Source organism: Brevundimonas sp. (assembly GCF_032055285.1).
GTDB lineage: Bacteria > Pseudomonadota > Alphaproteobacteria > Caulobacterales > Caulobacteraceae > Brevundimonas.
In genome coordinates, this window is record NZ_DAMBRE010000013.1 from 17,369 (window position 1) to 44,025 (window position 26,657).

At 68.8% G+C, this 26,657-nt stretch carries 15 protein-coding genes; 3 read left to right on the forward strand and 12 right to left on the reverse strand.

Going from position 1 to position 26,657, the window contains the following annotated elements; translation table 11 throughout:
* Positions 1 to 124: 124 nt before the first annotated feature.
* Positions 125 to 772, reverse strand: a complete 648-nt coding sequence (locus RTY13_RS17100) for a DUF1345 domain-containing protein (protein WP_312785314.1) — start codon at positions 770 to 772, stop codon at positions 125 to 127.
* Positions 773 to 862: 90 nt separating this feature from the next.
* Here RTY13_RS17100 and RTY13_RS17105 point away from each other — a divergent pair, with 90 nt between their 5' ends.
* Entirely contained in the window at positions 863 to 1,693 is an 831-nt protein-coding gene (locus tag RTY13_RS17105) for a Ku protein (RefSeq protein ID WP_312785316.1), read from the forward strand.
* Here RTY13_RS17105 and RTY13_RS17110 read toward each other — a convergent pair.
* The 6 genes from RTY13_RS17110 to RTY13_RS17135 are packed head-to-tail and all read right to left on the reverse strand — an operon-like array spanning position 1,690 to position 12,339.
* The gene (locus tag RTY13_RS17110; protein WP_312785318.1) at positions 1,690 to 2,151 is read right to left on the reverse strand and encodes a cysteine hydrolase family protein; all 462 of its coding nucleotides are present in this window, start codon (positions 2,149 to 2,151) and stop codon (positions 1,690 to 1,692) included. The two genes, RTY13_RS17105 and RTY13_RS17110, sit on opposite strands and share 4 nt — an antisense overlap.
* A 2-nt stretch (positions 2,152 to 2,153) precedes the next feature.
* Positions 2,154 to 2,336 carry a DUF3606 domain-containing protein gene (locus tag RTY13_RS17115; protein WP_087120133.1) on the reverse strand — a complete coding sequence of 61 codons (183 nt, stop codon included), beginning with the start codon at positions 2,334 to 2,336 and terminating at the stop codon, positions 2,154 to 2,156.
* A 50-nt stretch (positions 2,337 to 2,386) separates the two neighbouring features.
* Positions 2,387 to 4,939 (reverse strand): DNA ligase D, encoded by a 2,553-nt coding sequence (ligD, locus tag RTY13_RS17120; protein WP_312785322.1) that lies wholly within the window; start codon positions 4,937 to 4,939, stop codon positions 2,387 to 2,389.
* 58 nt (positions 4,940 to 4,997) lie between these two features.
* Positions 4,998 to 6,326: an ammonium transporter gene (locus RTY13_RS17125; RefSeq protein WP_312785324.1), complete on the reverse strand. Its 1,329-nt coding sequence runs from the start codon at positions 6,324 to 6,326 to the stop codon at positions 4,998 to 5,000.
* A 44-nt stretch (positions 6,327 to 6,370) separates the two neighbouring features.
* The gene (gltB, locus tag RTY13_RS17130; RefSeq protein WP_312785326.1) at positions 6,371 to 10,897 is read right to left on the reverse strand and encodes a glutamate synthase large subunit; all 4,527 of its coding nucleotides are present in this window, start codon (positions 10,895 to 10,897) and stop codon (positions 6,371 to 6,373) included.
* Positions 10,894 to 12,339 carry an NAD(P)-dependent oxidoreductase gene (locus RTY13_RS17135; RefSeq protein WP_312785328.1) on the reverse strand — a complete coding sequence of 482 codons (1,446 nt, stop codon included), beginning with the start codon at positions 12,337 to 12,339 and terminating at the stop codon, positions 10,894 to 10,896. The genes gltB and RTY13_RS17135 overlap by 4 nt, the downstream gene beginning before the upstream one ends.
* Positions 12,340 to 12,601: 262 nt before the next feature.
* On the opposite strand from RTY13_RS17135, the gene RTY13_RS17140 reads away from it, so the two are divergent.
* Together RTY13_RS17140 and RTY13_RS17145 are read left to right on the forward strand one after the other, a co-directional pair.
* Complete coding sequence (locus RTY13_RS17140; RefSeq protein WP_312785330.1) at positions 12,602 to 15,412, forward strand: pitrilysin family protein; 2,811 nt, start codon at positions 12,602 to 12,604, stop codon at positions 15,410 to 15,412.
* A 142-nt stretch (positions 15,413 to 15,554) separates the two neighbouring features.
* Positions 15,555 to 18,005, forward strand: a complete 2,451-nt coding sequence (locus tag RTY13_RS17145; protein ID WP_312785332.1) for a membrane-bound PQQ-dependent dehydrogenase, glucose/quinate/shikimate family — start codon at positions 15,555 to 15,557, stop codon at positions 18,003 to 18,005.
* Between the two features lie 103 nt (positions 18,006 to 18,108).
* Here RTY13_RS17145 and RTY13_RS17150 read toward each other — a convergent pair whose 3' ends face one another.
* From RTY13_RS17150 to RTY13_RS17170, 5 genes are all read right to left on the reverse strand, one after another.
* The gene (locus RTY13_RS17150) at positions 18,109 to 19,383 is read right to left on the reverse strand and encodes a glutamate-5-semialdehyde dehydrogenase (protein ID WP_312785334.1); all 1,275 of its coding nucleotides are present in this window, start codon (positions 19,381 to 19,383) and stop codon (positions 18,109 to 18,111) included.
* Positions 19,380 to 20,555, reverse strand: coding sequence for a glutamate 5-kinase (gene proB / locus RTY13_RS17155; RefSeq protein WP_312785336.1), 1,176 nt, complete (start codon positions 20,553 to 20,555; stop codon positions 19,380 to 19,382). The genes RTY13_RS17150 and proB overlap by 4 nt, the downstream gene beginning before the upstream one ends.
* Positions 20,556 to 20,688: 133 nt before the next feature.
* Positions 20,689 to 22,128 (reverse strand): TolC family protein, encoded by a 1,440-nt coding sequence (locus tag RTY13_RS17160; RefSeq protein ID WP_312785338.1) that lies wholly within the window; start codon positions 22,126 to 22,128, stop codon positions 20,689 to 20,691.
* A complete protein-coding gene (locus RTY13_RS17165; RefSeq protein WP_312785340.1) occupies positions 22,128 to 25,400 on the reverse strand; it encodes a multidrug efflux RND transporter permease subunit in 3,273 nt (1,090 codons plus the stop codon). Before RTY13_RS17165 ends, RTY13_RS17160 begins: the two co-directional genes overlap by 1 nt.
* A gap of 6 nt (positions 25,401 to 25,406) precedes the next feature.
* On the reverse strand, positions 25,407 to 26,600 hold the full coding sequence (locus tag RTY13_RS17170) for an efflux RND transporter periplasmic adaptor subunit (RefSeq protein WP_312785341.1): 1,194 nt from the start codon (positions 26,598 to 26,600) through the stop codon (positions 25,407 to 25,409).
* Positions 26,601 to 26,657 lie beyond the last annotated feature (57 nt).

Sequence of the window (26,657 nt, forward strand, 5' to 3'; positions counted from 1 at the left end):
GTCTGCAATCAGGTCTTCGGGGAGGAAGACCCACACGCGTTGCAGGAAACCGGATACCGCGATTGTGCGATGCAGCGCAGATGGGCCTCAATAGCGGCCAAGTCAAGGCGAAGGCGCGAAAAGCCTAGAGCAGGCTGACCGCCATATTGACCGCCAGGGCCAGGATCACCGTGTTGAAGACGAAGGCGATCAGGCTGTGCACGGTGGCGATACGGCGCAGCTTGCGACTGCTGATCTGGATGTCGGCGGTCTGGCTGGCCACGCCGATGATCAGGGAGAAGTGCAGGAAGTCCCAGTAGTCGGCCTCGCTTTCGCCAGGGAAGATCAGTCCGCGGCGGTCGCCCTTGCCCTTTTCCGCCGGGGCGTAGAACTCGTGGGCGTAGTGCAGGGCGAAGATGACGTGGGTGAAGAGCCAGGACACGGCGATGGTGCCGATGGAGAAGAGGGCCTCGGCCGTGGTCGGCTTGCCGCCGTCCGCCGTCTCCATGACGATCACGAAGACGCTGGCCGCCGCCGCCAGCAGGCTGAGCGGCAGGACGGCGGCGCCGGCCTGATCCAGGGCCGCCGCGCGTCGGCGGATGGCGTCGGTCCGGGCGCGTCGCAATCGCATCAGGGTCAGCAACAGAAAGACGCTGGCGCTGGCGTCCCAGGCCACGGCGAGGCGCATCTGCCAGTCCCAGGCGGAGGGGGTGACGGCCACGGCGACCGCCAGAACCGCCAAACCCAGCCACAGGGCGGCGTGCAGTCGGAACGAACGGGGGATCCAGGCCATGGACGGATGATGACCCTGTTCTGCGACGGCAGCCAGTGGGACTGAACAAATCCGCCCTGTGCCCGTTCGGTCAGGGCGAAGGAGCGGAACATGGCGACGCGACCGACCTGGCAGGGACATCTGAAGCTGTCGCTGGTGACCTGTCCGGTCGCCCTCTACACCGCCACCAGCAGCGCCGGCGACGTGCGCTTCCACCTGATCAATCCGGCTACCCACAACCGCATCCGCATGGTGACGACGGACCCGGACACCGGCCCGGTCGAGCGGTCCGATCTGGTCAAGGGCTATGAGGTGGCCAAGGACGAGTACGTCCTGTTCGACGAGGCCGACTTCGACAAGGTGAGGCTGGAAAGCACGAAGACCATCTCCATCGATCAGTTCGTCGACGAGGCGGACATCGACCGGCTCTACTGGGACGATCCCTTCTACGTCGTGCCGGAAAAAGGCGTTGGGGTCGAAGCCTTCGCCGTGATCCGCGAGGCGATGAAGACCGCGGGCAAGATCGCGCTCGGCCAACTGGTGCTGCGCGGCAAGGAGCGGCAGTTGGCGCTGGAAGTTCACGGCAAGGGGCTGGTCGCCTACACCCTGCGGGCCCACGATGAGGTGAAGGACGCTGACGACTTCTTCGACGACATTCCGACGGTGAAGGCCGACGCCGACATGGTCGAGATCGCCGCTCGCATCATCGGTCAGAAGGAGGCGGACTTCGACCCGACCCGCTTCCACGACGGCTATGACGAGGCCCTGCGCGAGATGATCAAGGCCAAGCAGGCGGGCGGCAAGGGCGTGGTGGCCGTGGCCGAGCCCGACGACACAAATGTCATCGACCTGATGGCGGCGCTGAAGGCCAGTCTGAAGGGGGCGGGCGCCGCCAAGCCCGCGCCGAAGACCAAGACGGCTCCGAAGAAGAAGGCGGGCTAGAGGTCCGTCGTGCGGATCACGTGCTTGAAGTGATGCCGCCACAGGTGGGCGCCCAGTTCGCCAGAGCGATCCAGCGACGAACCCACGGTCAGGTCTTCAATCAGGGTCGGGGTCAGGCCCGCGTCGAACAGGGCGAAACCGGCGGCCAGGACGCATGTGTCGGCCTGGATGCCGCAGACCAGAACCCGCTCGGGGTTCAGCGCCTTTAGATGGGCGATGGTTTCGGGCGTCGGGGCGTAGCCGTGTTTCACGTGAACCACGTCGGCGGCGATCAGGCTGTCGTCGTCGGGGCCGGGGGTCCAGCCGAGCTGGCGCGCGAAGGGGGTGACGGCCTCGTCGTGGCGCTCGACCGTAGCGATCGAGGGCATGGTCCCGATCATGGTGTTGATCCCCGCGACCAGCCAGTCCGGCGGATTGAAGCTGGGCTGGACGTCGATGACCAGCAGCGCCTGGCGCATGGTCAGCGCTTCTTGCCCAGTTCGGCGGCGATGTCCTTGGTCATGCGGCCGACCTTGCGGTGGGCGGCGGTGATCTGGTCCTTGGTCACGCCCCAGCGCTTCATCCAGTATTCGACGGCCTGACGCTCGGACAGGTCCAGCCTGTCCTTGTCGATGAAGCCGCGCTTGTCCTTGAGGCCCGCCATGATGTCGCTCTCCGTTTCCATAGCGTCATAGGCCGATCCGCCACCGGACGTTAGCGCCTCAACTGTTTCACCGCCGGTTTCACAGACGCGGCGGCCGAACGGAAATCCAGCCATGGATCGGGCGTCTGCAACAGTTCGGCGGCGCTCCACAGGTTGAAGGCTTTCGGATCCAGCCCCGGCTTCACCTGGTCCCACCTCAGGGGGAAGGCGATGCCCGCGCCGGGCCGCGCGCGCGGCGACCAGGGGGCGACGGCGGTGGCCGCGCGGCCGTTGCGCAGATAGTCGAGGAAGATCTTTCCGCCCCGCGCCTTCTTGGCCATCGTGGTGGTGAAGCGATCGGGATGGTCGGTCTTCATCGCCTCTGAGACTCCCTTGGCGAAGGCCTTGGCCGCGTCCCATTCGATGCGGCTGCGGACGTCGGCCTTGATCGGGACCACGACGTGCAAGCCCTTGCCGCCTGTGGTCTTGACGAAGGGCGTCAGGCCGAGGGCTTCCAGGCGGGGTTTCAGCAGGAGGGCGGCGGCGATCACGTCCTCGAAGTCGAGACCCTCGTCGGGATCGAGGTCGAAGGTGATCTGATCGGGCGTCTCGGGGTCGCTCGGTTTGCAGCCCCAGGGATGCAGTTCGAGGCCGCCCGACTGGCCGATGGCGACCAGGCCGCCGACATCGACGACGGCGACATAGGGCTGGCGTTCCTGCACGTCGATGAGCTTCAGCCGGGGGCTGTGGCCAGCCATGGCGTGACGCTGGAAGAAGGTTTCGCCGGTGATGCCGTCGGGTGCGCGAATGATGGAGACAGGCCGGTCCATCAGGTGCGGCAGGAGACGTTCGGCGGCGACCTCGTAATAGCGCACCAGGTCGGCCTTGGTGATCGGCGGGCGGCCGTCGACGCCCGGCCACAGCACCTTGTCGGGGTGGGAGATGACGACCCCGGCGACGATCAGCCTGCCGGGTTTTGACGCGGCGGTTTTCACGACCGTCGGCGCGCGCGGGACGTCGGTCACGTCGGACGGCGCCTTGTCCTCGCGCAGGCCCTTGAAGGCGGCCTGACGCAGCGAGCCCGCCTCGGTGTAGCCGCCGTGTTCGATCTCGGCGACCAGGGTCGGCGTGGTCCAGTGGAGCTCCGCCTCGGCCTCGGGGGCGTTGGCGCCAACGAAGGGCGAGAGGTCGGCGGCGGCGGCTTTCAGCGCGGGCAGAAGCGTCCTGGTCAGGGCCGCCGAATAGCCCGTGCCGACGCGACCGAGGTAGCGCAGCCCGCCCTTGACCCTGACCCCGACCAGGAGGGAGCGGAAGCGGGTTCCGCCTTCGGATGACCAGCCGCCGATCACCACCTCGTCGCGGCCTCGGCACTTGGACTTGACCCAGGCGGCCGAGCGCCCGGCGCGATAAGGGGCGTCCAGCTTCTTGGAGATGACGCCTTCCAGATTCATGCGGCAGGCGCTTTCCAGAATGGCCTGACCGCTGGCCCCGAAATGCTCGACGTAGCGTAGCCGCGCAGCGGCGGCCGTGGGCGTGCGGTCGACCAGGGCCTGAAGCCGGGCCTTGCGGTGCGACAGCGGCAGCTTGCGCAGGTCTTCCGGGCCCTCGAACAGCAGGTCGAAGGCGAAATAGACCAGCCGCTCGGTCGCCCCCTCCGAGATGGCCGTCTGCAGTGCCGAGAAGTCGGGCATGTCGTGGGCGTCCAGCGCGCAGACCTCGCCGTCCAGCACGCCGTCGGGCCAGCGGGCGGCGTCGGCGGCTAGTTCGGGAAAGCGCTCGCTCCAGTCCAGACCCTTGCGGGTGCGCAAGGTGGCGCGGCCATGGCCGACGGCCACCTGGATGCGATAGCCGTCGAACTTGATCTCATGCGCCCAGCCCGGCGCCGAGGGCGGGCGGTCGGCGACCTGGCATAGCTGGATCGGGACGAAGGCGTGGGGGCGGGCGACGGGTCGCGCCGCCTTGGTCGGCTTCGGCTTCGGCTTCGGCTTGGGCGGGGCCTTGCGGCCAGTGGCCTTTGAGGACGTCCATTCGGTGTCGCCCTCCGCGATTTCCGCCAAACTGCGGCCGGTGGTGATCGAGGCGTCGATCTCGGCCAGGGCGTCGCCTTCGCCGTCGACGGCGTAGGCGTCCTTCTCCTTGAGCAGCAGCCAGTTGGGGCGCTTGGAGGGCCTGCCCCGATCCGACTTGAGCCGGATCAGGGCCCAGCCGCCCTTCAGCCGCTCGCCGTCGAGGGTCAGCTTGACCACGCCCTTGGCGAAGGCCGCGTCCAGATCGGCGTCCTGGGGCGACCATTCGCCGACGTCCCACAGCTGCACCGTGCCCGCGCCGTAATTGCCTGCCGGGATGGTCCCTTCGAAGCCGCCGTAGTCGAGGGGGTGGTCCTCGACCTCGACCGCCAGCCGCTTGACGTGGGGGTCGCGCGAGGGGGCCTTGGTCACGGCCCAAGACTTGAGGACCCCGTCGTGCTCGATGCGGAAATCGTAGTGCAGGTGCGACGCGGCGTGGCGCTGGATCAGATAGCACAGGCCGGTCTGGCGGGCTTTTGTCTTGCGGCCCTTCGGCTCCGGCGTGACGCCGAAGTTCCGTTTGGCCTGATAGGTGTTGAGCTCGCCGCGCACCGCCATGGGGGCGAAACGCAGACGGGCGGCGAAGGCTTCATCAGCCCGCGCCGCCTCCGGCGGGTCAGTGCATGGCCTCGCCGTGCTGGCTGTAGTCGAGGCCCTCTATTTCGGCCTCTTTTTCGACGCGCAGGCCGACGGTGTATTTGCAGATCATCAGGACGAAGAAGGTGCCGACGGCGCTCCAGGCCATGGCGCCGCCCAGACCGATGGCTTGCTTCCAGACGGTGGCCCCTTCGGCGAGCGGGTTGATGGCCGCGTTGGCGAAGACCCCGGTCAACAGGGCGCCCGCAATGCCCGCGACGCCGTGCACGCCGAAGGCGTCGAGGCTGTCGTCGTACTGGAGTTTGTGCTTGAGCCAGACCGCGCCGACATAGGCGATCGGCCCCGAGATCAGGCCGATCAGGAAGGCGCCCTTCGGATCGACGAAACCGGCGCCGGGGGTGATGGCGACGAGCCCCGCGACCACGCCGGTCAGAAGACCCAGCAGGGTCGGCTTCTTCTTCAGCGTCCACTCGACCCCGATCCAGCCGACGGCGGCGGCGGCGGGGGCCAGCAGGGTGTTGAACACCGCGACGGCGGCGATCTCATTGGCGCCCGCAGCCGAACCGCCGTTGAAGCCCATCCAGCCGACGAACAGCAGTCCGGTGCCGATGGCGGTGAAGGCCAGGTTGTGCGGCGCCATGTTGTCCCGGCCCCAGCCATGACGCGGGCCGAGCACGATGGCGCAGACCAGACCGGCCACGCCCGCGTTGACGTGGACCACGGCGCCGCCGGCGAAGTCGAGCACGCCCAACTCGCCCATCCAGCCGCCGCCCCAGACCTGATGGCAGATCGGGGCATAGACGATCAGGTGCCACAGGGTGAAGAAGAGCACGCTGGCCGAGAACTTGATCCGCTCGGCGAAGGCCCCGGCGATCAGGGCCGGGGTGATGATGGCGAAGGTCAGCTGATAGCCGATCCACAGGAACTCGGGCAGGCCGGGGGTCAGGGCGTGGGCGGTCTTCACCCCGACGCCGTTCAGGAACAGGGCCTGAAGACTGCCGATGAAGCCGTCAGCCGGGCCTTCGACGGTCCCGAAGGACAGGGTGTAGCCGGCGACGAACCAGAGAACGGTGACGATGGCCATGGCCGCCGTGGAATGGGCGATGGTGGCGATCAGGTTCTTCTTCCTGACCATGCCGCCGTAGAAGAGCGCCAGACCGGGCAGGGTCATCATCAGCACCAGGGCCGTCGAGGTCAGGATCCAGGCCGTGCCGGAACCGTCCAGCGCCAGCGGGACCTGATGCGCCAAGAGGTTCGGGGGCGCGGCGGCGAAGGCGGGCGCCGCAAGGGCCATGGCGAAAAGGCCGCAACAGAATGCTGCGGCCTTGGTGATCGTCGGTGGTGTCATGAAGGTCTCGGGGAGAAGACGCGGGCGAAAAGGGGAGGGCGACGTCAGGCCGGTTGGGCCAGCCTGACGTCGGGGTTTGCGGCCTCGGCGGCGAGGACGGTCTTGGGGATGATGCGAACAAATCGCGGCGCGTAGGTCGGCCAGTCGGCCAGGATGCGGGCAGCCAGGGGTGAGGCGGTGGCGCGGGCGTGGGCCTCGATCAGGGCCTTCAGCCGGGCCTCGGCTTCGGCGTCGATGGCGCCGACGCCGGCCATGTCGCCGTTCAGGGCCTGAGCGGCCCGGCCCTCGGCGTCGAGCACGAACAGCTCGCCGCCGCTCATGCCCGCCGCCAGGTTCCAGCCGACCGAGCCCAGGACCACCACGCGACCGCCGGTCATGTATTCGCAGCCGTGCGCGCCCAGACCCTCGACCACGGCCTCGGCGCCCGAGTTGCGGACGGCGAAGCGTTCGCCCGCCGCGCCCGCCACGAACAGTCGGCCCGAGGTGGCGCCATAGAGGGTGGTGTTGCCGCAGACCTGCTGGTCGGCACGCCACTCATGGGGGCGGACGTGGATGTCGGCGCCGGACAGACCCTTGCCGACGTAGTCGTTGACCTCGCCGGTGACGTCGAGGATCAGGCCGCGCGCGCCAAAGGCGCCGAAGCTCTGACCGGCGATGCCTTCCAGCTTCAGCTTCAGACGGCCTTGCGGGCCCTGTGGGCCGAACTTGCGGACGATGGCCGAGGAGACCCCCGCGCCCGCCGTGCGCTGGGTGTTGTTCAGCGGATAGGACAGCTCCAGCGTCTGGCCGCGTTCCAGGAAGGGAGCGGCGTCCTTCAGCACCTGGGCGTCCAGGCTTTCGGGGACGGGCTGGCGCACCTTGTCGGCCCAGCGGCCGGGACGGTCGACGTCGACCTTCATCAGCAGGGGGTTGAGGTCCAGGTCGTCCAGATGCGAGCCGCCGCGCCGCGTCTGACGCAGCAGGTCGGTGCGGCCCACAATTTCATCGATCGTGCGGGCGCCGATGGAGGCCAGGATTTCGCGGACCTCCTCGGCGATGAAGGTGAAGAGGTTGACCACCTTCTCGGGCGTGCCGGTGAATTTGGCGCGCAGGCGCTCGTCCTGCGAGCAGACACCGACAGGACAGGTGTTGGAATGGCACTGACGCACCATCAGACAGCCCATGGCGATCAAACCCGAGGTGCCGATGCCGTATTCCTCGGCCCCCAGCAGGGCGGCCAGAACCACGTCGCGGCCGGTGCGGATGCCGCCGTCGGCGCGCAGGCTGACGGACGAGCGCAGGTGGTTCAGGCTGAGAACCTGATGCGCCTCGGCCAGACCGATCTCCCACGGCATGCCGGCGTGCTTGACCGAGGTCTGGGGCGAGGCGCCCGTGCCGCCGTTGTGGCCGGCGATCAGGATGGCGTCGGCCTTGGCCTTGGCCACCCCGGACGCAATGGCGCCGATGCCGGTGGCGGACACCAGTTTCACCGTGACCTTGGCGTCGGGGTTAATCGCCTTCAGGTCGTAGATCAGCTGGGCCAGGTCCTCGATCGAATAGATGTCGTGGTGCGGCGGCGGGCTGATCAGGGTGGTGCCGGGCACGGCGTGGCGCATCCGGCCGATGAATTCGGTGACCTTGAAGCCGGGCAGCTGGCCGCCCTCGCCGGGCTTGGCGCCCTGGGCCACCTTGATCTCGATCTCGCGGCACTGGTTCAGGTATTCGGCGGTGACGCCGAAGCGGCCCGAAGCCACCTGCTTGACCGCCGAGTTGGCGTTGTCGCCGTTGGGGCGGGGCACATAGCGCGCCGGGTCCTCGCCGCCCTCGCCGGAGACGGCGCGCGCGCCCATCCGGTTCATGGCGATGTTCAGGGTCTCATGCGCCTCGGGCGACAGGGCGCCCAGGGACATGGCCTGGGACAGGAAGCGGCGGCGAATGTCAGAGACGCTTTCGACCTCGTGCAGCTGGACCGGGGTCAAGCCGTCCTTGAAGTCCAGCAGGTCGCGCAGGGCCAGGTCCGGCTGCTCGCGGACGGCGGCGGAGTATTGCTTGAAGCGCTTGTAGTCGCCGCGGTTCACCGCGTCCTGCAACAGGTGGATGGTCCTGGCGTCATGGGCGTGGGCCTCGCCGCCCGCGCGGATGCGGAAGAAGCCGCCCATCGACGGGGAGGGCACGGCTGCGCCGAAGGCGACCGTGTGACGCTTGAGCGCCGCCTGCTCCAGACCGGCCAGACCGATGCCGGAGATGCGCGACGGGGCGCCGGGGAAGAACTCGGCGGCCAGGGCGCGGGACAGGCCCAGGACCTCGAACTCGCAGCCTCCGCGATAGGCGGAGATGATGCTGATACCCTTGCGCGCCAGAACCTTGAGCAGGCCGGCCTCGATGCCGTGCTTGTAGTTCAGGCAGGCGTCGTGAAGCGTCAGGCCCGGATAGGCGCCGCGATCCAGACGGTCCTGGAACAGCTCCTGCGCCAGCCACGGATTGACGGCGGTAGCCCCGACCCCGACCAGGACGGCGAAGGCGTGCGGGTCCAGGGTCTCGGCCGAACGCACGACCAGCGAGCAATAGGTGCGCAGGCCCGCCGAGATCAGGCGGCCATGGGTGCCCGCCGTGGCCAGGATCATGGGCGCGGCCAGACGCTCGGCCGAGGCGTGCTCGTCGGTCAGGACGATCAGGGTGGCGCCCTCGCGCGCGGCGGCCTCGGCCTCGTCGCGGATGCGGTCGAGCGCCTGACGCAGGCCGGCGCCGGACCGGTCGCCTTCAGCCGGGACCGGATAGGTGCAGTCGATCACCGTGGTCGAGCCGTCGGCGACGACGCCCAGCAGGCGCTGATACATGCCGGTGGTCAGGACCGGGCTGTCCAGCACGAAGACCTCGGTCTGGGCCTCGTCCTGGGCCAGGATGTTGCCGAGGTTCTTGAAGCGGGTCTTCAGGCTCATGGCCCCGGCTTCGCGCAGGGGGTCGATGGGCGGGTTGGTGACCTGCGAGAAGTTCTGGCGGAAGTAGTGGGCCAGAGGGCGCGGCAGGCTGGACAGGACCGCGGGCGGGGCGTCGTCGCCCATGGAGCCGACCGCCTCCTTGCCGTCGCGGACCAGGGCGTCCAGCAGCAGGTCCAGGTCTTCGCGGCTGAAACCGGCGGCGATCTGGCGACGGATCAGGGCCTCGCCGACGGCGGCGCGCGGTTCCGGTCCGGGGCCGATGATGGGCTCCAGATCGACCATGTTGTCCAGCCAGTCGGAGTAGGGTTGGGCGGCGGCCAGGGCGTCGACGGCCTCATGCTCGTCGTAGATGCGGCCGTGCTTCAGATCGACAGCGATCAGCTTGCCGGGGCCGATGTGCAGGCGGCGCTTGATGCGGCCCTCCGGCAGGGGGACCAGACCGGCCTCCGAACCCGCCAGCAGCAGGCCGTCCACAGTTTCCACGGCGCGCAGGGGGCGCAGGCCGTTGCGGTCCTTGCCCGCGACGACCCAGCGGCCGTCGACGGCGCACAGGGCGGCGGGGCCGTCCCAGGGCTCCATGACGGCGTTGCAATAGGCGTAGAGGGCGCGGTGCTCGGGCTTCATCACCACGTCGTCCGAAGACCAGGCCTCGGGGACCAGCAGGGCTTTGGCCAGGGGCGCGGGGCGTCCGGCGCGGACCAGAACCTCGAAGACGTTGTCCAGGGCCGCCGAGTCCGAGCCGCCCGGCTGGACCACCGGCTTGACCTCCTGGTCGCGGTCGCCGAAGGCCGAGGCCGCCATGCGGATCTCGTGGGCGCGCATCCAGTTCAGGTTGCCCTGAAGCGTGTTGATCTCGCCGTTGTGGGCCAGCATGCGGAAGGGCTGGGCCAGCTTCCACTCAGGGAAGGTGTTGGTCGAATAGCGCTGGTGGAAGACGGCGTAGCCGGCCTCGACCGTGGGGTCGTTCAGGTCGTGATACAGCTGGCCCAGCAGCTCGGCGCGAACCATGCCCTTGTAGACGATGGAGCGGGCCGACAGGGAGCACAGGTAGAAGCCGTTCAGGCCCGACGCCTGCACCGCCTTTTCGATGCGGCGGCGACACAGGAAGAGCTCGCGCTCCAGTTCCTCGATCTCCATGCCTTCGGGCGCGGCCAGCATGATCTGCTCGATCTCGGGCCGGGTGGCGTCGGCGCGCACGCCGACGACCGACAGGTCCAGCGGCGTCTGACGCCAGCCGTAGATATAGAAGCCGGAGCGGATGGCCTCGGCCTCGACGATGGCGCGGGCGTGGTCCTGGGCGCCCAGGTCGGTGCGCGGCAGGAAGACCTGGCCGACGGCGATGGGGCCGGGACGCAGGGTCTGGCCGACGGCGCGCACCTGGGCCGCGAAGAAGGCCTGGGGCAGTTCGATCATGACGCCCGCGCCGTCGCCGGACAGGCCGTCGGCGTCGACCGCGCCGCGGTGGGCCACGGCCTTCAGCGACTTGATGGCCATCTCGACGATTTCGCGGCGCGGCTTGCCGTCGATGGCGCAGACCAGACCCACGCCGCAGGCGTCGCGCTCCGACGACGGGTCATAGGCGCCGCCTTCGATCAGGCGGGCGCGGTTCTCTTCATACTGGGCCAGCCAGTTCTGTTGCTGTGCGTCGGTCATGCCGCGGCTTCCTCGGTACGCGCGCGCAGGTAACGGTCGATTTCGGCCGCGGCGTCCTGGCCGTCGCGCACGGCCCAGACGACGAGGGAGGCGCCGCGCACGGCGTCCCCGGCGGCGAACACGCCGGGCAGGGTGGTGGCGAAACCGCCACGCGCCACCTGCAGGGTGTTCCACCTGGTCAGGCCGAGACCGGCGTCGAGCTGCTCGGCGAAGGCCTCGGGCTCGAAGCCCAGGGCCTCGATCACCAGATCGGCGGGCAGGTCGAAGTCCGAGCCAGGCACAGGGGCGATGTCGCGACGCTGGCCGGGGGCGGCCGAGGCCAAGTCTTGGGCAAGGGCCATGCGCTGGGCGCGGACCGCGGTCACGGCCTCGCCCTTGGACATCAGGGCCTTGGGCGCGCCCAGCCACTCGAAGCGGACGCCCTCCTCCTCGGCGTTCTGCACCTCGCGGGCGGAACCCGGCATGTTGTCGCGGTCGCGGCGATAGAGGCAGACGACGCTGTTCGCGCCCTGGCGCACGGCGGTGCGGACGCAGTCCATGGCCGTGTCGCCGCCGCCGACGACGACCACGTCGCGACCGGCCGCGTGGGGCGCGGAGGCGTCGGGGGCGTCGCCGCAGTCGACGCGGTTCTGGGCGATCAGGAAGTCGAGCGCGGCGACGGTGTCGTTCGGACCGCGTCCCGGCACGCTCAGGGTGCGCGCCTGATAGACGCCCATGGCCAGCAGGACGGCGTCATGGCGCGACCGCAGCTCGTCCATCGTCACGTCGACGCCGACATTGGTGTTCAGCACGAACTGGACCCCGCCCTCGATCAGGCGGTCGATGCGCCGCTGGACGATGCGCTTCTCCAGCTTGAAGCCAGGGATGCCATAGGTCAGCAGGCCGCCGGCGCGGTCGTGGCGATCATAGACGGTGACGCGATAGCCCTCGCTGCGCAGGCGATCGGCGGCGGCCAGACCGGCGGGGCCGGAGCCGACGATGGCGACGCTCTGGCCGCGCTCGGCCAGGGGGCGGATGGGCTCGACCCAGCCGTTGTCGAAGGCCGTGTCCGCGATCCAGGCCTCGACCGAGCCGATGGTGACGCCGTCCCAGCCGGATTGCTGAAGGGTGCAGGCGCCCTCGCACAGGCGGTCCTGAGGACAGATGCGGCCGCAGATTTCCGGCATGGTCGAGGTGGCTGAGGCGACGCGCCAGGCCTCGCGCAGGTCGCCGTCCGCCGACAGGGCGAGCCAGTCGGGGATGTTGTTCTGCAGCGGGCAGGCGTTCTGGCAGAAGGGTACGCCGCAGTCGGTGCAGCGCGACGCCTGAACCGTCCCGCCAGCGGCGGTCGGTTTGAGCGTGATCTCGGTGAAGGCGCGTACGCGCAGCTCAGCGGGCTGTTTCTCCAGCCGACGCTGCTCAATCAGAAAACCACCAGGGTTGGAACGACCACCTTTTTGCATCTGCTCATTAAGCGAAACATGCGGCGATTGTGCAAATATTTTCCGCAGCAAAGCCAAAAATGATGCGAACTGGCATGATGTTGAAGCTATGCTCCTAGTTTGAGCATGTTGCGACCGAATGTTGGTGTGCGTCGCAGCATGAATTTCCGCCTCGGGGCGCATTCAGCGGCTCGCGGAGATGGATTAAATTTCGGAAAGGTTGGTTTCTTGCGGCGTAGCGCCGTTACGGTCCTTCATCGCGACATCGCATTGGGGGGACTTCATGACCATCGCCGCACGCCGCCTGGCCCTTTTGGGCGGGGCCGCCGCCAGCCTTCTGGCCGCCGCCGCTCACGCTTCGCCGGCGCCCGCTGCGCCGCCCGCAGCGGCTCAGAACCGGGCCGCCGCCGCCGCGCTTCCGGCTCTGCCGGACGTGGACATTCCCTTCACCAAGATGGTGCTGTCCAACGGCCTGACCCTGATCGTCCACGAGGACCACAAGGCGCCGATCGTGGCGGTCAACATCTGGTATCATGTGGGGTCCAAGAACGAGCCCGTCGGCCGCTCCGGTTTCGCCCACCTGTTCGAACACCTGATGTTCAACGGCTCGGAGAACTACAACAACGACTTCTTCAAGGGCACGGAGCTGCTGGGGGCCACCGACCAGAACGGCACCACCAACACCGACCGCACCAACTATTTCCAGAACGTGCCGACCTCGGCGCTGGACTCGATCCTGTGGCTGGAAAGCGACCGCATGGGCCACTTGCTGGGCGCTATCGATCAGGCTCGTCTCGATGAGCAGCGCGGTGTCGTCCAGAACGAAAAACGTCAGGGTGAGAACCAGCCCTATGGCCGCGTCTGGGACGCCATCACCAACGCCACCTATCCGGCCGACCACCCCTATGGCCATACGGTGATCGGTTCGATGGACGACCTGAACGCGGCCGATCTGGACACGGTCAAGGCCTGGTTCCGCGACTATTACGGCGCAGCAAACGCGGTCATCGTCCTGGCTGGCGACATCACGCCGGAAGACGCCAAGGCCAAGGTCGAGCGCTATTTCGGCGACATTCCTTCGGGCCCGCCGGTGACCCATGCCAACCAGATGATCGCCAAGATGACCGGCGCTCAGAGCGAGACCATGTACGACCGAGTCGGCCAGCCGCGTCTCTACAAGGTCTGGAACACGCCGCAGACGGGAACTGCGGACGCCGACTATCTGGGCATGCTGGGCCAGGTGCTGAGCGCCGGCCGCAACTCGCGCCTCTACAAGCGCCTGGTGTTCGACGATCAGGTCGCCACCTCGGTCGGCGCCTTCAACTCCGAAGCCGAGATCGGCAGCCAGTTCCTGGTGATGGTCACCGCCAAGCCCGGCCAGGACCTGGCGCGCATCGAAGCCATCGTTGACGAGGAAATGGCCAAGCTGCTGCGCGACGGCCCTACGGCTGACGAGCTGGAGCGCGCCCGCACCAATGTCGGCGCGGCCTTCATTCGCGGCTCCGAGCGGATCGGCGGCTTCGGCGGCAAGTCCGACATCCTAGCCGAGAGCCAAGTCTATCTGGGCGACCCCGGCGCCTGGAAGGCCGGCTATGAGCGCATCCTGGCGGCGCGCCCGGCGGACCTGACTGCGGCGGGCCGCGCCTGGCTGACCGATGGCAGCTATGCCTTGTCAGTCCTGCCCTTCCCTGAATACTCGGTGGCGGCCACGGACGTCGATCGCTCCAAGGGGGTGCCCACGCCCGGCGCCGTCCCGGCGGCCGACTTCCCCGACATCGAACACGCCACCCTGTCGAACGGTCTGAAGGTCGTGCTGTCATCGCGCGACGGCGTGCCGACCGTCAGCATGAACCTGATCGTCAACGCCGGTTCGGCGGCGGACGGCCCCGACAAGGCAGGCATCGCCCAACTGGCGCCGTCGGTGATGACCAACGGCACTACCCAACTGGACGCGCTGCAGATCAGCGATCGGGTCCAGTTGCTGGGCGCCGCGCTCGGCGCAGGTTCGGCGACCGACTACAGCTCGGTGTCGTTGACCGCGCTGACCCCGCGTCTGGCGCCGTCGCTGGATCTGTTCGCCGACATCATCAAGAATCCGGCCTTCCGACCGGACGATTTCGCCCGTGCGAAAGCACAACAGGTCTCGGGCATTCAGCAGTCGAACCGCAGCCCGGGCGCGATCGCCAATCGTATCCTGGCCGCCGAGGTCTATGGACCGCAAAGCCCCTATGGCCGACCGACGTCGGGCACGGAACAGTCGGTTGCGGCGCTGACGCCGGCCGACGCCAAGGCTTTCCACGACACCTGGTTCCGTCCCGACAACGCCACCCTGGTGGTGGTTGGCGACATCAGCATGCCCGAACTGAAGGCTGAGCTTGAGCGAGCCCTGAGCAGCTGGCGAGCGCCCTCGACGCCGCTGCCGGTCAAGGCGCCGGTCGTGACGGCCAGCCCGCCGACCACGCCGCGCGTGCTGATCGTGGACCGCGCCGGTCCGCAATCGATCATCATGGCGGGGCGTCTGGCTCCCGCTTTCGACGCGGCGACCCAGCCGTCGCAAGTGGCCTTCAACACGGCCCTGGGCGGCGCCTTCACCAGCCGGATCAACATGAATCTGCGTGAAGACAAGCACTGGTCCTATGGCGCCGGCGCGGGCGTGCGCACGGCCAACGGGCCGCGCATGTTCGCGGCGACGGCGGCGGTCCAGGCCGACAAGACCGCCGAGAGCGCGGCCGAGGTTCGTCGCGAGCTGAGCGAAGTGGTCGGCTCGCGTCCCATCACCGAGGCCGAACTGACGGCGGTCAAGGCCAACCTGATCCAGGGTATGGCCGGCGACTGGGAGACCAACGCCTCGGTCATGGGCGACCTGACCCAGATGGTCGTCTTCGGCCTGCCGGAGAACTACTACGACGGCTATGCCGCCGGCGTGAACGCCACGACGCCGCAGTCGGCTTCCATCGCGGCGCGCGCCATCGTCGGCGACGGTCCAACGACCTGGGTCGTGGTCGGGGATCGCGCGGCCATCGAGCCGAAGATCCGCGCCCTCAACCTGGGCGAGGTTCAGGTGGTCGACACCGAAGGCCGCCCCGTCAACTGACGGATCGGTTCAGGCCAGAAAGGAAGGGGCGGCGCTGCGGCGTCGCCCTTTTTCTTTGGCCGCTTTCTTGCCGCATTTTGGAACGGCGCGGCTTCGGGGGTGTTGAGGCAAGGCCAAGCTGAACCCCCAGGAGTCGACAGCCATGTCATCCATTGAACGCGGACGCGGGCGCGGATTCGGAAGCGTTCTGGTGCGATTGCTCGGGGCGGTCATCGCCCTGATCGGTCTGACGTTGACCATCGGCGGCGGGCAACTGATCATGTTGGGCGGTTCGCCCTATTATCTGATCGTCGGCCTGCTGATGATCCTGTCCGGGGGGATGCTGGCCCTGCTGAGGGCGACGGGCGCCTGGCTCTATATCCTCATCTTCATCGGCACGGTTCTCTGGGCGCTGTGGGAGGTCGGGCTGAACGGCTGGGCCCTGGTCCCGCGCGTGATCGCCCCCCTGGTGCTGCTGATCTTCGTCGTCCTGTCCTTCCCGGCGCTGAAACGTGAAGGCGGGGGCGGCAAGCTGGCGCTCGGAGGCATCGGTCTGATCCTCGTCCTGGGCCTGATCTCCGGCGTCGTGGTGGCCCAGGCCAACAAGGCGCGGGTGGACAGCCCGGTCCCGGCCATGGGCCAGGGCGGGATCGGTGATCCGGCCCTGATCAGGAGCGGCGCCGACTGGCCGGCCTGGGGCGGAACCGACAGCGCCCAGCGCTACTCCCCGCTGAACCAGATCAACAAGGACAATGTGAAGGGCTTGCAACGCGCCTGGACCTTCCGCACCGGTGATTTGCCGCAGGAGCGGTTCGGGGCGGAAACCACGCCGCTGAAGATCGGCGACACCCTCTATCTGTGTTCGGCCCGCAATCGGCTGTTCGCCCTGGATGCGACGACCGGCAAGCAGAAGTGGACCTATGATCCCCGGGTCGCCGACGACCAGATTCCCTATACCGCCGCTTGCCGGGGCGTGACCTATTACGCCCAGCCCAATGTCGATGCGGCCCAGCCTTGCGCCACGCGGATCATCGAGGGCACGCTGGACGGGCGACTGGTGGCGGTGGACGCGCGCACGGGCGTCCCTTGCGCCGGCTTCGGGACCAATGGCGCGGTCAGCATCAAGACCGGCATGGGCGACCCCTATCCAGGCATGGTCTCCATCACCTCGGCCCCGGTCATCGTGCGCGGCGTGGTGGTGACGGGCCATCAGGTTCTGGACGGGCAGAAGCGCTGGAACGCGTCCGGCGTCATCCAGGGCTTTGACGCCGTGACGGGCCAGTTGCGCTTCGCCTGGGACATGATGCGCCCCGACATCACCGCCCTGCCGCCCGCCGGTCAGACCTATACCCCCGGCACGCCGAACATGTGGACCACGGCCACGGCGGACGAGGCCCTGGGCCTGGTCTTCCTGCCCATGGGCAACTCCTCGGCCGACTATTATTCCGGCCTGCGCCGCCCGGCGGAGAATGAGTATTCGACCTCTCTGGTGGCTCTGGACGTGACCACGGGCAAGCCGCGCTGGCATTTCCAGACGGTGAGGAAGGACGTCTGGGACTATGACCTGGGCTCGCAGGCGACCCTGGTCGACATGCCGATCAACGGGACCATGGTTCCGGCCGTGATCCTGCCGTCCAAGCAGGGCGACCTCTATATTCTGGACCGCCGCACCGGCCAGCCGCTGCACAAGGTCGAGGAGCGTCGCGTGCCTCAGGGCGGCGTCGAGCCCGCGCAACGCAGTCCGACCCAGCCCTTCTCCCTGTTCCATACGCTGAGGAAGTCGGACCTGACCGAGCGCGACATGTGGGGCATGTCGCCGATCGACCAGATGTTCTGCCGCATCCAGTTCCGTCAGGCGGCCTATGAGGGCTACTTCACCCCGCCGACGGCGGACCGGCGCTGGATCCAGTATCCGGGCTACAACGGCGGCTCGGACTGGGGCGGCGTCGCCCTTGATCCGACGCGCGGCGTGATCGTGGCCAACTACAACGACATGCCCAATCATAACCGGCTGGTGCCTCGCGCCGAGGCTGATCGTCTGGGCTGGTTCGCGCGCGACGACCCCCGCTACATCGAGCGCGAGAAGGAGGCGGCTAACCGCGGCGGCAACCTGTCCAAGTCCAAGGCCGAGGGCGCCGGTGATCCGCAGGCGGGCGTGCCCTACGCCATCGACGTCAACGCCGGCTGGCGGGTCAAGGCCACGGGCCTGCTATGCAAGCAACCCCCCTATGGCGGCATCCGGACCATCGACCTGAAGACCGGCCGCACCCTGTGGGACCGGCCGTTCGGCACGGCGAGGAAGAACGGGCCGTTCGGCATCCCCTCCATGCTGCCTATCGAGATCGGCACGCCGAACAACGGCGGCTCGGCGGTGACGGCGGGCGGGCTGATCTTCATCGCCGCGGCGACCGACGACCTGATCCGCGCCATCGACATCGAGACAGGCAAGACGGTGTGGTCCGACGTCCTGCCCGCCGGCGGTCAGGCCAACCCGATGGTCTATGAGCAGAACGGCCGTCAGTACCTGGTGATCATGGCCGGCGGGCATCACTTCATGGAGACGCCGGAGGGGGATTACGTGATTGCCTATGCGCTCCCCGTAGGGAACGCATAGGCATCTTTCTTGGGCCTATCGCGCTTCGCGCTACTTGAGGCCGATAGGTGGAATTGGGGAAGGCCGGGGCTTTGGCTCCGGCCTTCTCCGCACCAGGGTCGGATCAGGGTCGGGTCTGGCCATCTCCGCGCACCACATACTTGTAGGTGGTCAGCTGCTCGGCGCCGACGGGGCCGCGAGCGTGCAGCTTAGAGGTCGAGATGCCGATCTCGCCGCCGAAGCCGAACTCGCCGCCGTCGGCGAACTGGGTCGAGGCGTTGATCAGGACGATGGCGCTGTCGACGCCGTTGGCGAAGCGCTCGGCGGCCTCGACGTCGGTGGTGATGATGGCCTCGGTGTGGCCCGAGCCGTAACGGCGGATGTGCTCCACCGCGCCTTGAACCCCGTCCACGACCCGCACCGACAGGATGGGGGCCAGGTATTCGGTGGTCCAGTCGGCCTCGACGGCCTCAGTCGCTTCGGGGATCAGGGCGCGCGTCTCGGCGTCGCCGCGCAGTTCGCAACCGGCGGCCATCAGGTCGGCGGCGACGGCGGGCAGCAGGCGCATCGCGGCGACGCGGTCCACCAGCAGGGTCTCGGTGGCGCCGCAGACCGAGACGCGGCGCATCTTGGCGTTCAGGGTCACGCGGCGGGCCACGTCGAGGTCGGCGGCGGTGTCGAGATAGGTGTGGCAGAGGCCTTCGAGGTGGCCCAGCACGGGGGCCTTGGCCTCGGCCTGGACGCGGGCGACCAGGCTCTTGCCGCCGCGCGGAATGATCAGGTCGATGGCGCCGTCGAGGCCCGACAGGATGGCGCCCACGGCTTCGCGATCAGGGACGGGGACTAATTGGACGGCGTCGGCGGGCAGACCGGCCTCGGTGACGGTGCGGCTGACCAGGGCGGCGATGGCGCGCGAGGATTCCAGGCAGTCCGAGCCGCAGCGCAGGATGGCGGCGTTGCCCGAGCGCAGGCACAGGGCGGCGGCGTCGGCGGTGACGTTGGGCCGGCTCTCATAGATGACGCCCAGCACGCCGATGGGGGTGCGAACGCGGGCGATGTCCAGCCCGTTAGCGGGGGTCCAGCGGGCCATCTCGGTGCCGACCGGATCGGGCTGGGCGGCGATGGTCGCAACGGCGACGGCCATGCCCTCGACGCGAGCGGGGGTCAGGGCCAGACGGTCGATCAGGGCCTCCGAAAGACCCGAGGCGCGAGCGTTTTGGATGTCGCGGGCGTTGGCGGACAGGATCTCGGTTTCGGCGGCGCGCAGGCCGTTCGCCAGACGGGTCAGGGCCTCGGTGCGGGCCTCCGGCGTGGTGGCGCGCAGGGCGTCGGCGGCGGCGCGGGCGCGGCGGCCCATGCCGAGCATCTGGTCTTGGATGGGGGCGTTCGTATCGGTCATCGGGTTTCCAGCACCAGGTCGTCGCGGTGGATCACGACCGAGGGGCCGCGATAGCCGATCAGGGTCTCGATCTCGTCGGAATGGCGGCCCCGGATCAGGGCGATCTCGTCGGCCGGATAGGCGGCCAGGCCGACGCCGATCACAGCGCCGGTCGCATCCAGCAGACGTAGGCTTTCGCCCTTTTCAAACACGCCGCTGACGGAGACCACGCCCGAGGGCAGCAGGCTCTTGCCCGATTTCAGGGCGCGCACGGCGCCGTCGTCGAGCGTCAGCGAACCGCCCGGCGCCATGCTGCCGGCGATCCACTGCTTCCAGGCGGCCAGGGGCGTGGCCGGGGCGGTGATCAGGGTGGCGCGGGCGCCTTCGGCCACGGCCTTCAGCGGATGCGGCGTCAGACCCGAGGCGATGACGGTGGCGCAGCCGGCCGAGCGGGCGATCTGGGCGGCGGCCAGCTTGGTGGCCATGCCGCCGGTGCCGACCCCGGCCTCGGCGTTGGCGCCGCTGGCCATGCCGAGGATGTCGGGGCCGAGTGTCTCGACCAGGGGCAGGTGGCGGGCGCCGGGATCGCGGCGCGGGTCGGCGGTGTAGAGGCCGTCCACGTCGGACAGCAGGATCAGCAGGTCGGCGCGCGCCAGTTGCGCCGCGCGGGCTGCCAGCCGGTCGTTATCGCCGTAGCGGATTTCCTCGGTGGCGACGGTGTCGTTCTCGTTGACCACGGGGACGACGCCGTGGGCCAGCAGGGCCTCAAGCGTGGCGCGGCCGTTCAGCCAGCGGCGGCGGCGCTCGGTGTCGTCGCGGGTCAAAAGCACCTGGGCGGTGATCAGGCCGTGCGGGGCCAGGGCCTCTTCCCAGGCGTGCATCAGAAGGGTCTGGCCGACGGCGGCGGCCGCCTGCTTGTCCTGCAGCCGACCCGGCGAGGTCTTCAGGCGCCCGCGTCCCAGGGCCACGGCGCCGGAGGAGACGACGATGACCTCGCGGCCCTGCCGGCGCAGGTCGGCGATGTCCTGGGCCAGGGAGGCGAGCCAGTCGCGGGCCACGGCGCGGGTCGCGGCGTCAACCAGAAGGGAGGAGCCGATCTTGACCACCACCCGCCGCGCGTGGGCCAACGCCGTCGCGGGCGAGGCCTCGGCGGTGATCTCGGCGACGGGGGAGGACGAGGCGGGATCGATCATGCCTCCTCCCTAGAGCATCAATCGGGCCGGGGTCACGCCTGCCGGGGCGAAAATCATGCGGCGCGGCCCAAAAGAAAACGCCCGGCGGGGTCGAAACTGCCGGGCGTCTTCATGTTCAACGATGAGCCGAAGATCAGGCTTCCGGATCGGGGGCCTGATCCCAACCACCGGCCAGGGCCTTGAACAGGGCGATCTGGTTGGTGACGACCTGGGCTTCGGAGGCCGCAAGTGCGGCGTCGGCGGCGGCCAGCGCACGCTCCGAAACAAGGAGGGCGAGGAAGTTATCCGCGCCGGCCTCGAAGCGCAGGCGGGACAGACGCACCGCGGTCGCCGCCTGTTCCTGCGCATTGAGCAGGGCCGAGCGCCGATCCAGTTCATTGGCGTAGGCGCTGAGGGCGGTTTCGGTTTCCTGCAAGGCCACAAGAACCGTCTGGTCGAAGGTCGCCAGGGCCGCATCGGCCTGCGCGCCCGTCTGTTTGATGCGGGCGCGGGCCACGGCGATGTTGGGGAAGTTCCAACTGATCAGCGGGCCGACGCTGAAGCGGAAGTTGGCGTCCTCGCTCAGATCCGAGGCGTCCAGCGCGGTCGAGCCCAGCGACCCCCCCAGGCTGATCGACGGATAGAGGCTGGCGGTGGCCACGTTCACGCGGGCGGCGGCGGCGGCCAGACGAGCCTCGGCCTGGCGCACGTCGGGACGACGGGCCAGAAGCGCCGCGCCGTCGCCGATCGGGATCGGCTGCGACAGTTGCGGCGGTGACTGGCATCCCCGCGCCGCCTCGCTGACCTCGGCCGGGGTGCGCCCGGTCAGGGTGGCGAGACGATAGAGGGCGGCGTCGCGCGAGGCCCGCAGCGGCGGCAGGCTGGCGCGGGTCTGTTCCAGGGTCGCGCGGGCCCCGGCCACGTCCAGACCATTGCCCGAACCGCCGTCCAGCAGGCGCTGGGTCAGATCGACCGTCTTGGACTGCAGGTCGATGGTGCGTTCGGCCACCGCGATCTGGGCGTTGGCCGAGCAGGTGTCGGCATAGGCCCGGGCGGTTTCGGCGGCGACGGTGATCCGCACCACCTCCAGGGCTTCACGCGCCGCGTCGGCGTCGCCGCGCGCGGCGCGAACCGAGGACTCGACGCGCCCGAACAGGTCGACCTCGTAGGAGACGTCCAGGCCGACGCTATAGGTGTCGACGTCGTCCAGCTTGGCGCCGTTGGCCGCCGGATTGGTAATCGTCGAGGCCTGGCTGCGGTTGAAGGCGGCGTTGGCGTTGGTCGTGGGCAAACGACCGGCGCGGGCCTCGGACAGCGAGGCCCGGACGGCGCGCAGGTTGGCTGCGGCCGCCTCAAGCTCGTTGTTCTCGGTCAGCGCCTGCTGGATCAGACCATCCAGCGTGGCGTCGTCATACAGCCGCCACCAGTCGGCGCGGGCCGCCTCGGTCGAAACCGAGGCGGATTGCGAGCCGATGAAGGCGCCTTGCCCCTGGGTCGGCAGGGTGGGCGCCGGCGCTTTGGGCCCGACCGCGCAGGCGGCGAGCAGAAGCGCGGCGCTGGAAGCGGTCAGGAGGGAGAGGACTTTACGGTTCATCAGGCGTCTCCCAGGCGCGGGTTGGCCGTGGGGGCCGCCGGCGCGGGGTCGGTGGGGTCGTACGGATCATGGGCGGGCGCGCCGTAGGTGGTCGGCAGGTCGCGCGGTTTTTCCGGCGTCTTGGGCAGTTTGCCCGAGAGCCAGCGCATCATCACGTAGAAGACCGGAGTGAAGATCAGGCCGAAGAAGGTCACGCCCAGCATGCCGGAGAAGACCGACGTGCCCAGCGACTGGCGCATTTCGGCGCCGGGGCCGGTCGCCAGCATCAGCGGCACGACGCCGAAGATGAAGGCGAAGGACGTCATCAGGATCGGACGCAGGCGCACCTTGGCGGCGTAAACAGCCGCTTCGAAGCGATCCATGCCCTCTTCCTCTTCCGCCTGCTTGGCGAACTCGACGATCAGGATGGCGTTCTTGGCCGCCAGGGCGATCAGGACGACCAGGCCGATCTGGACCAGGATGTTGTTGTCCAGACCGCGGATGTTCACCCCGATCATGGCCGCCAGCAGACACATGGGGACGATCAGCACCACCGCGAGCGGCAGGGTGAAGGCCTCATATTGCGCTGCCAGCACCAGGAAGACGAAGACCACGGCCATGATGAAGATCATCGAGGCGCCGCCCGAGGCCTGCTTTTCCTGCAGGGCCAGTTCGGTCCACTCGTAGCTGAAGCCTTGCGGCAGGGCTTGAGAGGCCAGTTGCTCCATCGCCGCGATGCCCTGGCCGGACGAGATGCCCGGTGCAGCCTGGCCCTGCAGCTCGGAAGCCGGGAACAGGTTGTAGCGGACGACGCGGGCCGGGCCGGAGTCCTCGCGCAGGTTGGCGACGGCGCCGATCGGCACCATGGCGCCGGAGGCGGAGCGGGTCTTCAGGTTGGCGATGTCGGCGATGTCGTCGCGGGCCGAGGGTTCAGCCTGGGCCGTGACGCGGAAGGTGCGCCCCAGCAGGTTGAAGTCGTTGATGTAGGAGGAGCCCAGGTAGACGCCGAGGGTGTCGAACACCGCCGACGGCTGGACGCCCATCATCAGGGCCTTGTTGCGATCGACGTCGGCGGCGATGCGAGGCGAGCCGGTGTTGTAGGTCGAGAAGACCTGCTGCACCTGATCGGGCATCTGGGCCGCGCCGCCCATCATGGCGAAGGTGGCGCCTTCCAGCGCACGGTAGCCCGCGCCGGAACGGTCCTGGATCATCATCTTGAAGCCGTTGCCGTTGCCCAGGCCCTGAACGGCCGGGGGGGCGATGACGAAAATGTTGGCTTCCTCGATGCCGCCGGTGGCGCCGGTGATGGCGCCGGCCAGGGCGGTGGCGGCCTGTTCCTTGGTGCGGTCCTCGAAGGCGTCGAGGCGCACGAAGATGGTCGCGGCGTTGGAGCCGAACGAGAAGCTGGAGCCGTCCAGACCGGCGAAGGCCACGGTGCCGTCGACACCCTCGGTCTTCTGGATGATCTCGTTGGCGCGCTTCATCACGGCTTCGGTGCGTTCCAGCGAGGCGCCGGCCGGCAGCTGGATGACGCCGATCAGGAAGCCCTGGTCCTGTTCGGGGATGAAGCCCGAGGGCGTGTCCACCAGGCGCCAGCCGGTGAGGGCCAGCAGGCCCGCATAGACGATCATGACGACCATCAGCGAACGCACCAGGCGTGCGGTCAGGCGGCCGTACTTGTCCGACAGCCAGTCGAAGCCCTGGTTGAACTTATCGCCGGCCCAGCGGACGTAGTAGGTGACCGCGTTCCACAGGCCCGGCTTGCGGACGTTGTCGTGATGGACGTGCGGCTTGAGCAGCAGAGCCGCCAGAGCCGGAGACAGGGTCAGGGACACCACCAGCGAGATCAGCGTCGCCGAGGCGATGGTGACGGCGAACTGGCGATAGAAGATGCCGGGGATGCCGGGCACGAAGGCGGTGGGCACGAACACCGCCGTCAGCACCAGGCCGATGGCGATCAGGGCGCCGGAGACCTCCTGCATCGAACGATAGGCGGCCTCCTTGGGAGTCAGTCCTTCTCGTAGATATCGCTCGACGTTCTCGACCACGATGATGGCGTCGTCGACGACGATGCCGACGGCCAGAACCAGGGCGAAGAGCGACAGGGAGTTGATCGAATAGCCCAGGGCCAGTTGCACCGCGAAGGTGCCGACCAGAGCCACCGGGATGGCGATGATCGGGATGATGGCCGCGCGCCAAGTCTGCAGGAAGATCAGGACGACTATGGCCACCAGGACGACGGCTTCGAACACGGTGTGCTGCACCGCCTCGACAGAGGCGGCGACGAATTCCGTCGGGTTGTAGGGGATGGAGATGGCCATGCCCTGCGGCAGCTCGGCCTTGACGGCCTCGACCTCGGCCAGGACGCGGTTGGCGGTGCCAAGCGCATTGGCGCCGGGCTGCTGGACGATGGCGACGCCAACACCGCGCTCGCCGTCGAAGAAGCCGCGGATGCCGTAGTCCTGAGCGCCCAGTTCGACGCGGGCGATGTCGCGGACGCGGGTCACGCGGCCTTCGGCGTCGGTCTTGATGACCACGTCGGCGAACTGATCGGGGTCGGACAGACGGCCCTGGACCTGGACCGGCAGCTGGAAGGCGGCGGCGTTGGTGGCGAAGGGCGGCTGGCCGATGGAGCCGGCGGCGGCCTGGACGTTCTGGGCGCGCAGGGCAGCGACGATGTCGGGTCCCGTCAGACCGCGCTCGGCCGCCTTGGCCGGGTCGATCCAGACGCGCATCGAATAGTTGCCGCCGCCGAAGACCTGAACCTGACCCACGCCGTCGATCCGCAGGAGGCGGTCGCGCAGCGTCGAGTTGGCGTAGTTGCCGACATAGTCGTTATCCAGGCTGCCGTCCGGCGAGGTCAGGCCGACGATCATCAGGAAGCCGCTTTCGGCCTTGTTGACCGTCACGCCGATCTGGCGGACCTGCTCGGGCAGCTTGGGCTCGGCCAGGGCGACGCGGTTCTGCACCAGGACCTGGGCGGAATCGAGATCCGTGCCGGGCTGGAAGGTCACCGTGATCGCCACGGCCCCGTCCGAGGTGGACGAGGAGGTCAGGTACAGCATCTTCTCGACGCCGTTGACCTCTTGCTCGATGGGGGCCGCCACGGTCTCGGCCAGGGTCTCGGCCGAGGCGCCGGGGTAGGCGGCGTTGATGGTGATGGTGGGCGGCGCGATCTCCGGATACTGCGACAAGGGCAGCATCGGATAGGCGAACAGGCCGATCAGGGTGATGAACACCGAGATCACGCCCGCGAAGATCGGCCGATCAATGAAGAAGCGGGAGATGTTCATCTAGGTTCAGCCGGCGTTGGCGAAGGAGGCGCTGGAGGCCGGCGCCGCCTGGGTGACGGGGGCCGCGTTTGGTTGCTGGGCCACCGGGGCGATGGTTCCGTTCTTCGGCTGGACCTTCATGCCCGGCATCTGGATGCGCTGGCCGCCGGCGATGATGACGCGGTCGGTCGGCTTCAGACCCGAACGAATGACGCGCAGACCATCGACCAGAGGCCCGGTCTGGACGGCGCGCGGCTCGGTCGAACCGTCGGGCTTGACGACGATGACCACGCGGCGGGCCGCATCGGTCGAGATGGCGGAGTCGGGCACCAGCAAGGCCTGATAGGCGCCGGCGCCGGCAAGTTGGGCCTGACCGAACATGCCCGGCTTCAGGAAGCCGTCGGCGTTCGGCACTACGGCGCGCAGGCGGATGGTGCCCGAGGCCGGGTCGATGGCGTTGTCGGTGAAGTCCAGCGTGCCGACGCGGTCATAGCTGGTTTCGTCCTGCAGACGGATGCGGATCGGGGCGGCGCCGCCGGTGCGGGCGTCGCGCTGATACTTGAGCGCCAGGGCTTCGGAACCGTCGAAGACGAAGTAGATCGGTGAGGCCGACACCACGGTCGTCAGGACGTCGCCGGCCGAGGAGCCGCCGCCGACCAGGTTGCCCGGATCGACGCGGCGGTCGGAGACTCGGCCTGCGATCGGGGCGGTGACGCGTGTGAATTCAACGTCCAGCTGGCGGGCGCGAATGGCGGCGTTGGCGGCCGAGACGGCGGCCTGGGCCTGGGCCACGGCGCCGCGCTTGGAATCGACCTCGGCCTGGGATACGGCCTGGGAGGCCAGCAGGCCTTCGGAGCGGGCGAACTCGGTGCGGGCCAGAGTCAGCTGGGCCTGGGCCTGGGCCAGTTGGGCCTGGGCGGAGGCGAGCGCGGCCTGGGCCGGACGCGGGTCAAGCGTGAACAGCAGCTGGCCCTGGCGCACATAGTCGCCGTCCTTGAAGTGAACCGACTGGATATAGCCGCCGACGCGGGCGCGCACATTGACGGTGCGCGGGGCTTCAAAGCGGCCCGTGACCTCGTCCCAATCGACGATCTGGCGGGCCAGGGGCAGGGCCACCGTCACCGGAGGGGCCTGGGGAGCGGGCGCTTCGCCGCCCTTGGAACAGCCATAGAGGGCGGTCGCCATCAGTACGGACGCGGCCGCGATCTTCACCGTGCGCATCGGCGCATTCTCCTTGGGAGGGAATTTGACGTAACAGACATAGTGGAACAGCGCTCA

What these genes read in the sequence shown, in the direction of transcription:
- RTY13_RS17100 (WP_312785314.1), bottom strand. Translation starts at nt 772, where the DNA reads ATGGCCTGGATCCCCCGTTCGTTCCGACTGCACGCCGCCCTGTGGCTG.
- RTY13_RS17105 (WP_312785316.1), top strand. Translation starts at nt 863, where the DNA reads ATGGCGACGCGACCGACCTGGCAGGGACATCTGAAGCTGTCGCTGGTG.
- RTY13_RS17110 (WP_312785318.1), bottom strand. Translation starts at nt 2,151, where the DNA reads ATGCGCCAGGCGCTGCTGGTCATCGACGTCCAGCCCAGCTTCAATCCG.
- RTY13_RS17115 (WP_087120133.1), bottom strand. Translation starts at nt 2,336, where the DNA reads ATGGCGGGCCTCAAGGACAAGCGCGGCTTCATCGACAAGGACAGGCTG.
- ligD (WP_312785322.1), bottom strand. Translation starts at nt 4,939, where the DNA reads ATGGCGGTGCGCGGCGAGCTCAACACCTATCAGGCCAAACGGAACTTC.
- RTY13_RS17125 (WP_312785324.1), bottom strand. Translation starts at nt 6,326, where the DNA reads ATGACACCACCGACGATCACCAAGGCCGCAGCATTCTGTTGCGGCCTT.
- gltB (WP_312785326.1), bottom strand. Translation starts at nt 10,897, where the DNA reads ATGACCGACGCACAGCAACAGAACTGGCTGGCCCAGTATGAAGAGAAC.
- RTY13_RS17135 (WP_312785328.1), bottom strand. Translation starts at nt 12,339, where the DNA reads ATGCAAAAAGGTGGTCGTTCCAACCCTGGTGGTTTTCTGATTGAGCAG.
- RTY13_RS17140 (WP_312785330.1), top strand. Translation starts at nt 12,602, where the DNA reads ATGACCATCGCCGCACGCCGCCTGGCCCTTTTGGGCGGGGCCGCCGCC.
- RTY13_RS17145 (WP_312785332.1), top strand. Translation starts at nt 15,555, where the DNA reads ATGTCATCCATTGAACGCGGACGCGGGCGCGGATTCGGAAGCGTTCTG.
- RTY13_RS17150 (WP_312785334.1), bottom strand. Translation starts at nt 19,383, where the DNA reads ATGACCGATACGAACGCCCCCATCCAAGACCAGATGCTCGGCATGGGC.
- proB (WP_312785336.1), bottom strand. Translation starts at nt 20,555, where the DNA reads ATGATCGATCCCGCCTCGTCCTCCCCCGTCGCCGAGATCACCGCCGAG.
- RTY13_RS17160 (WP_312785338.1), bottom strand. Translation starts at nt 22,128, where the DNA reads ATGAACCGTAAAGTCCTCTCCCTCCTGACCGCTTCCAGCGCCGCGCTT.
- RTY13_RS17165 (WP_312785340.1), bottom strand. Translation starts at nt 25,400, where the DNA reads ATGAACATCTCCCGCTTCTTCATTGATCGGCCGATCTTCGCGGGCGTG.
- RTY13_RS17170 (WP_312785341.1), bottom strand. Translation starts at nt 26,600, where the DNA reads ATGCGCACGGTGAAGATCGCGGCCGCGTCCGTACTGATGGCGACCGCC.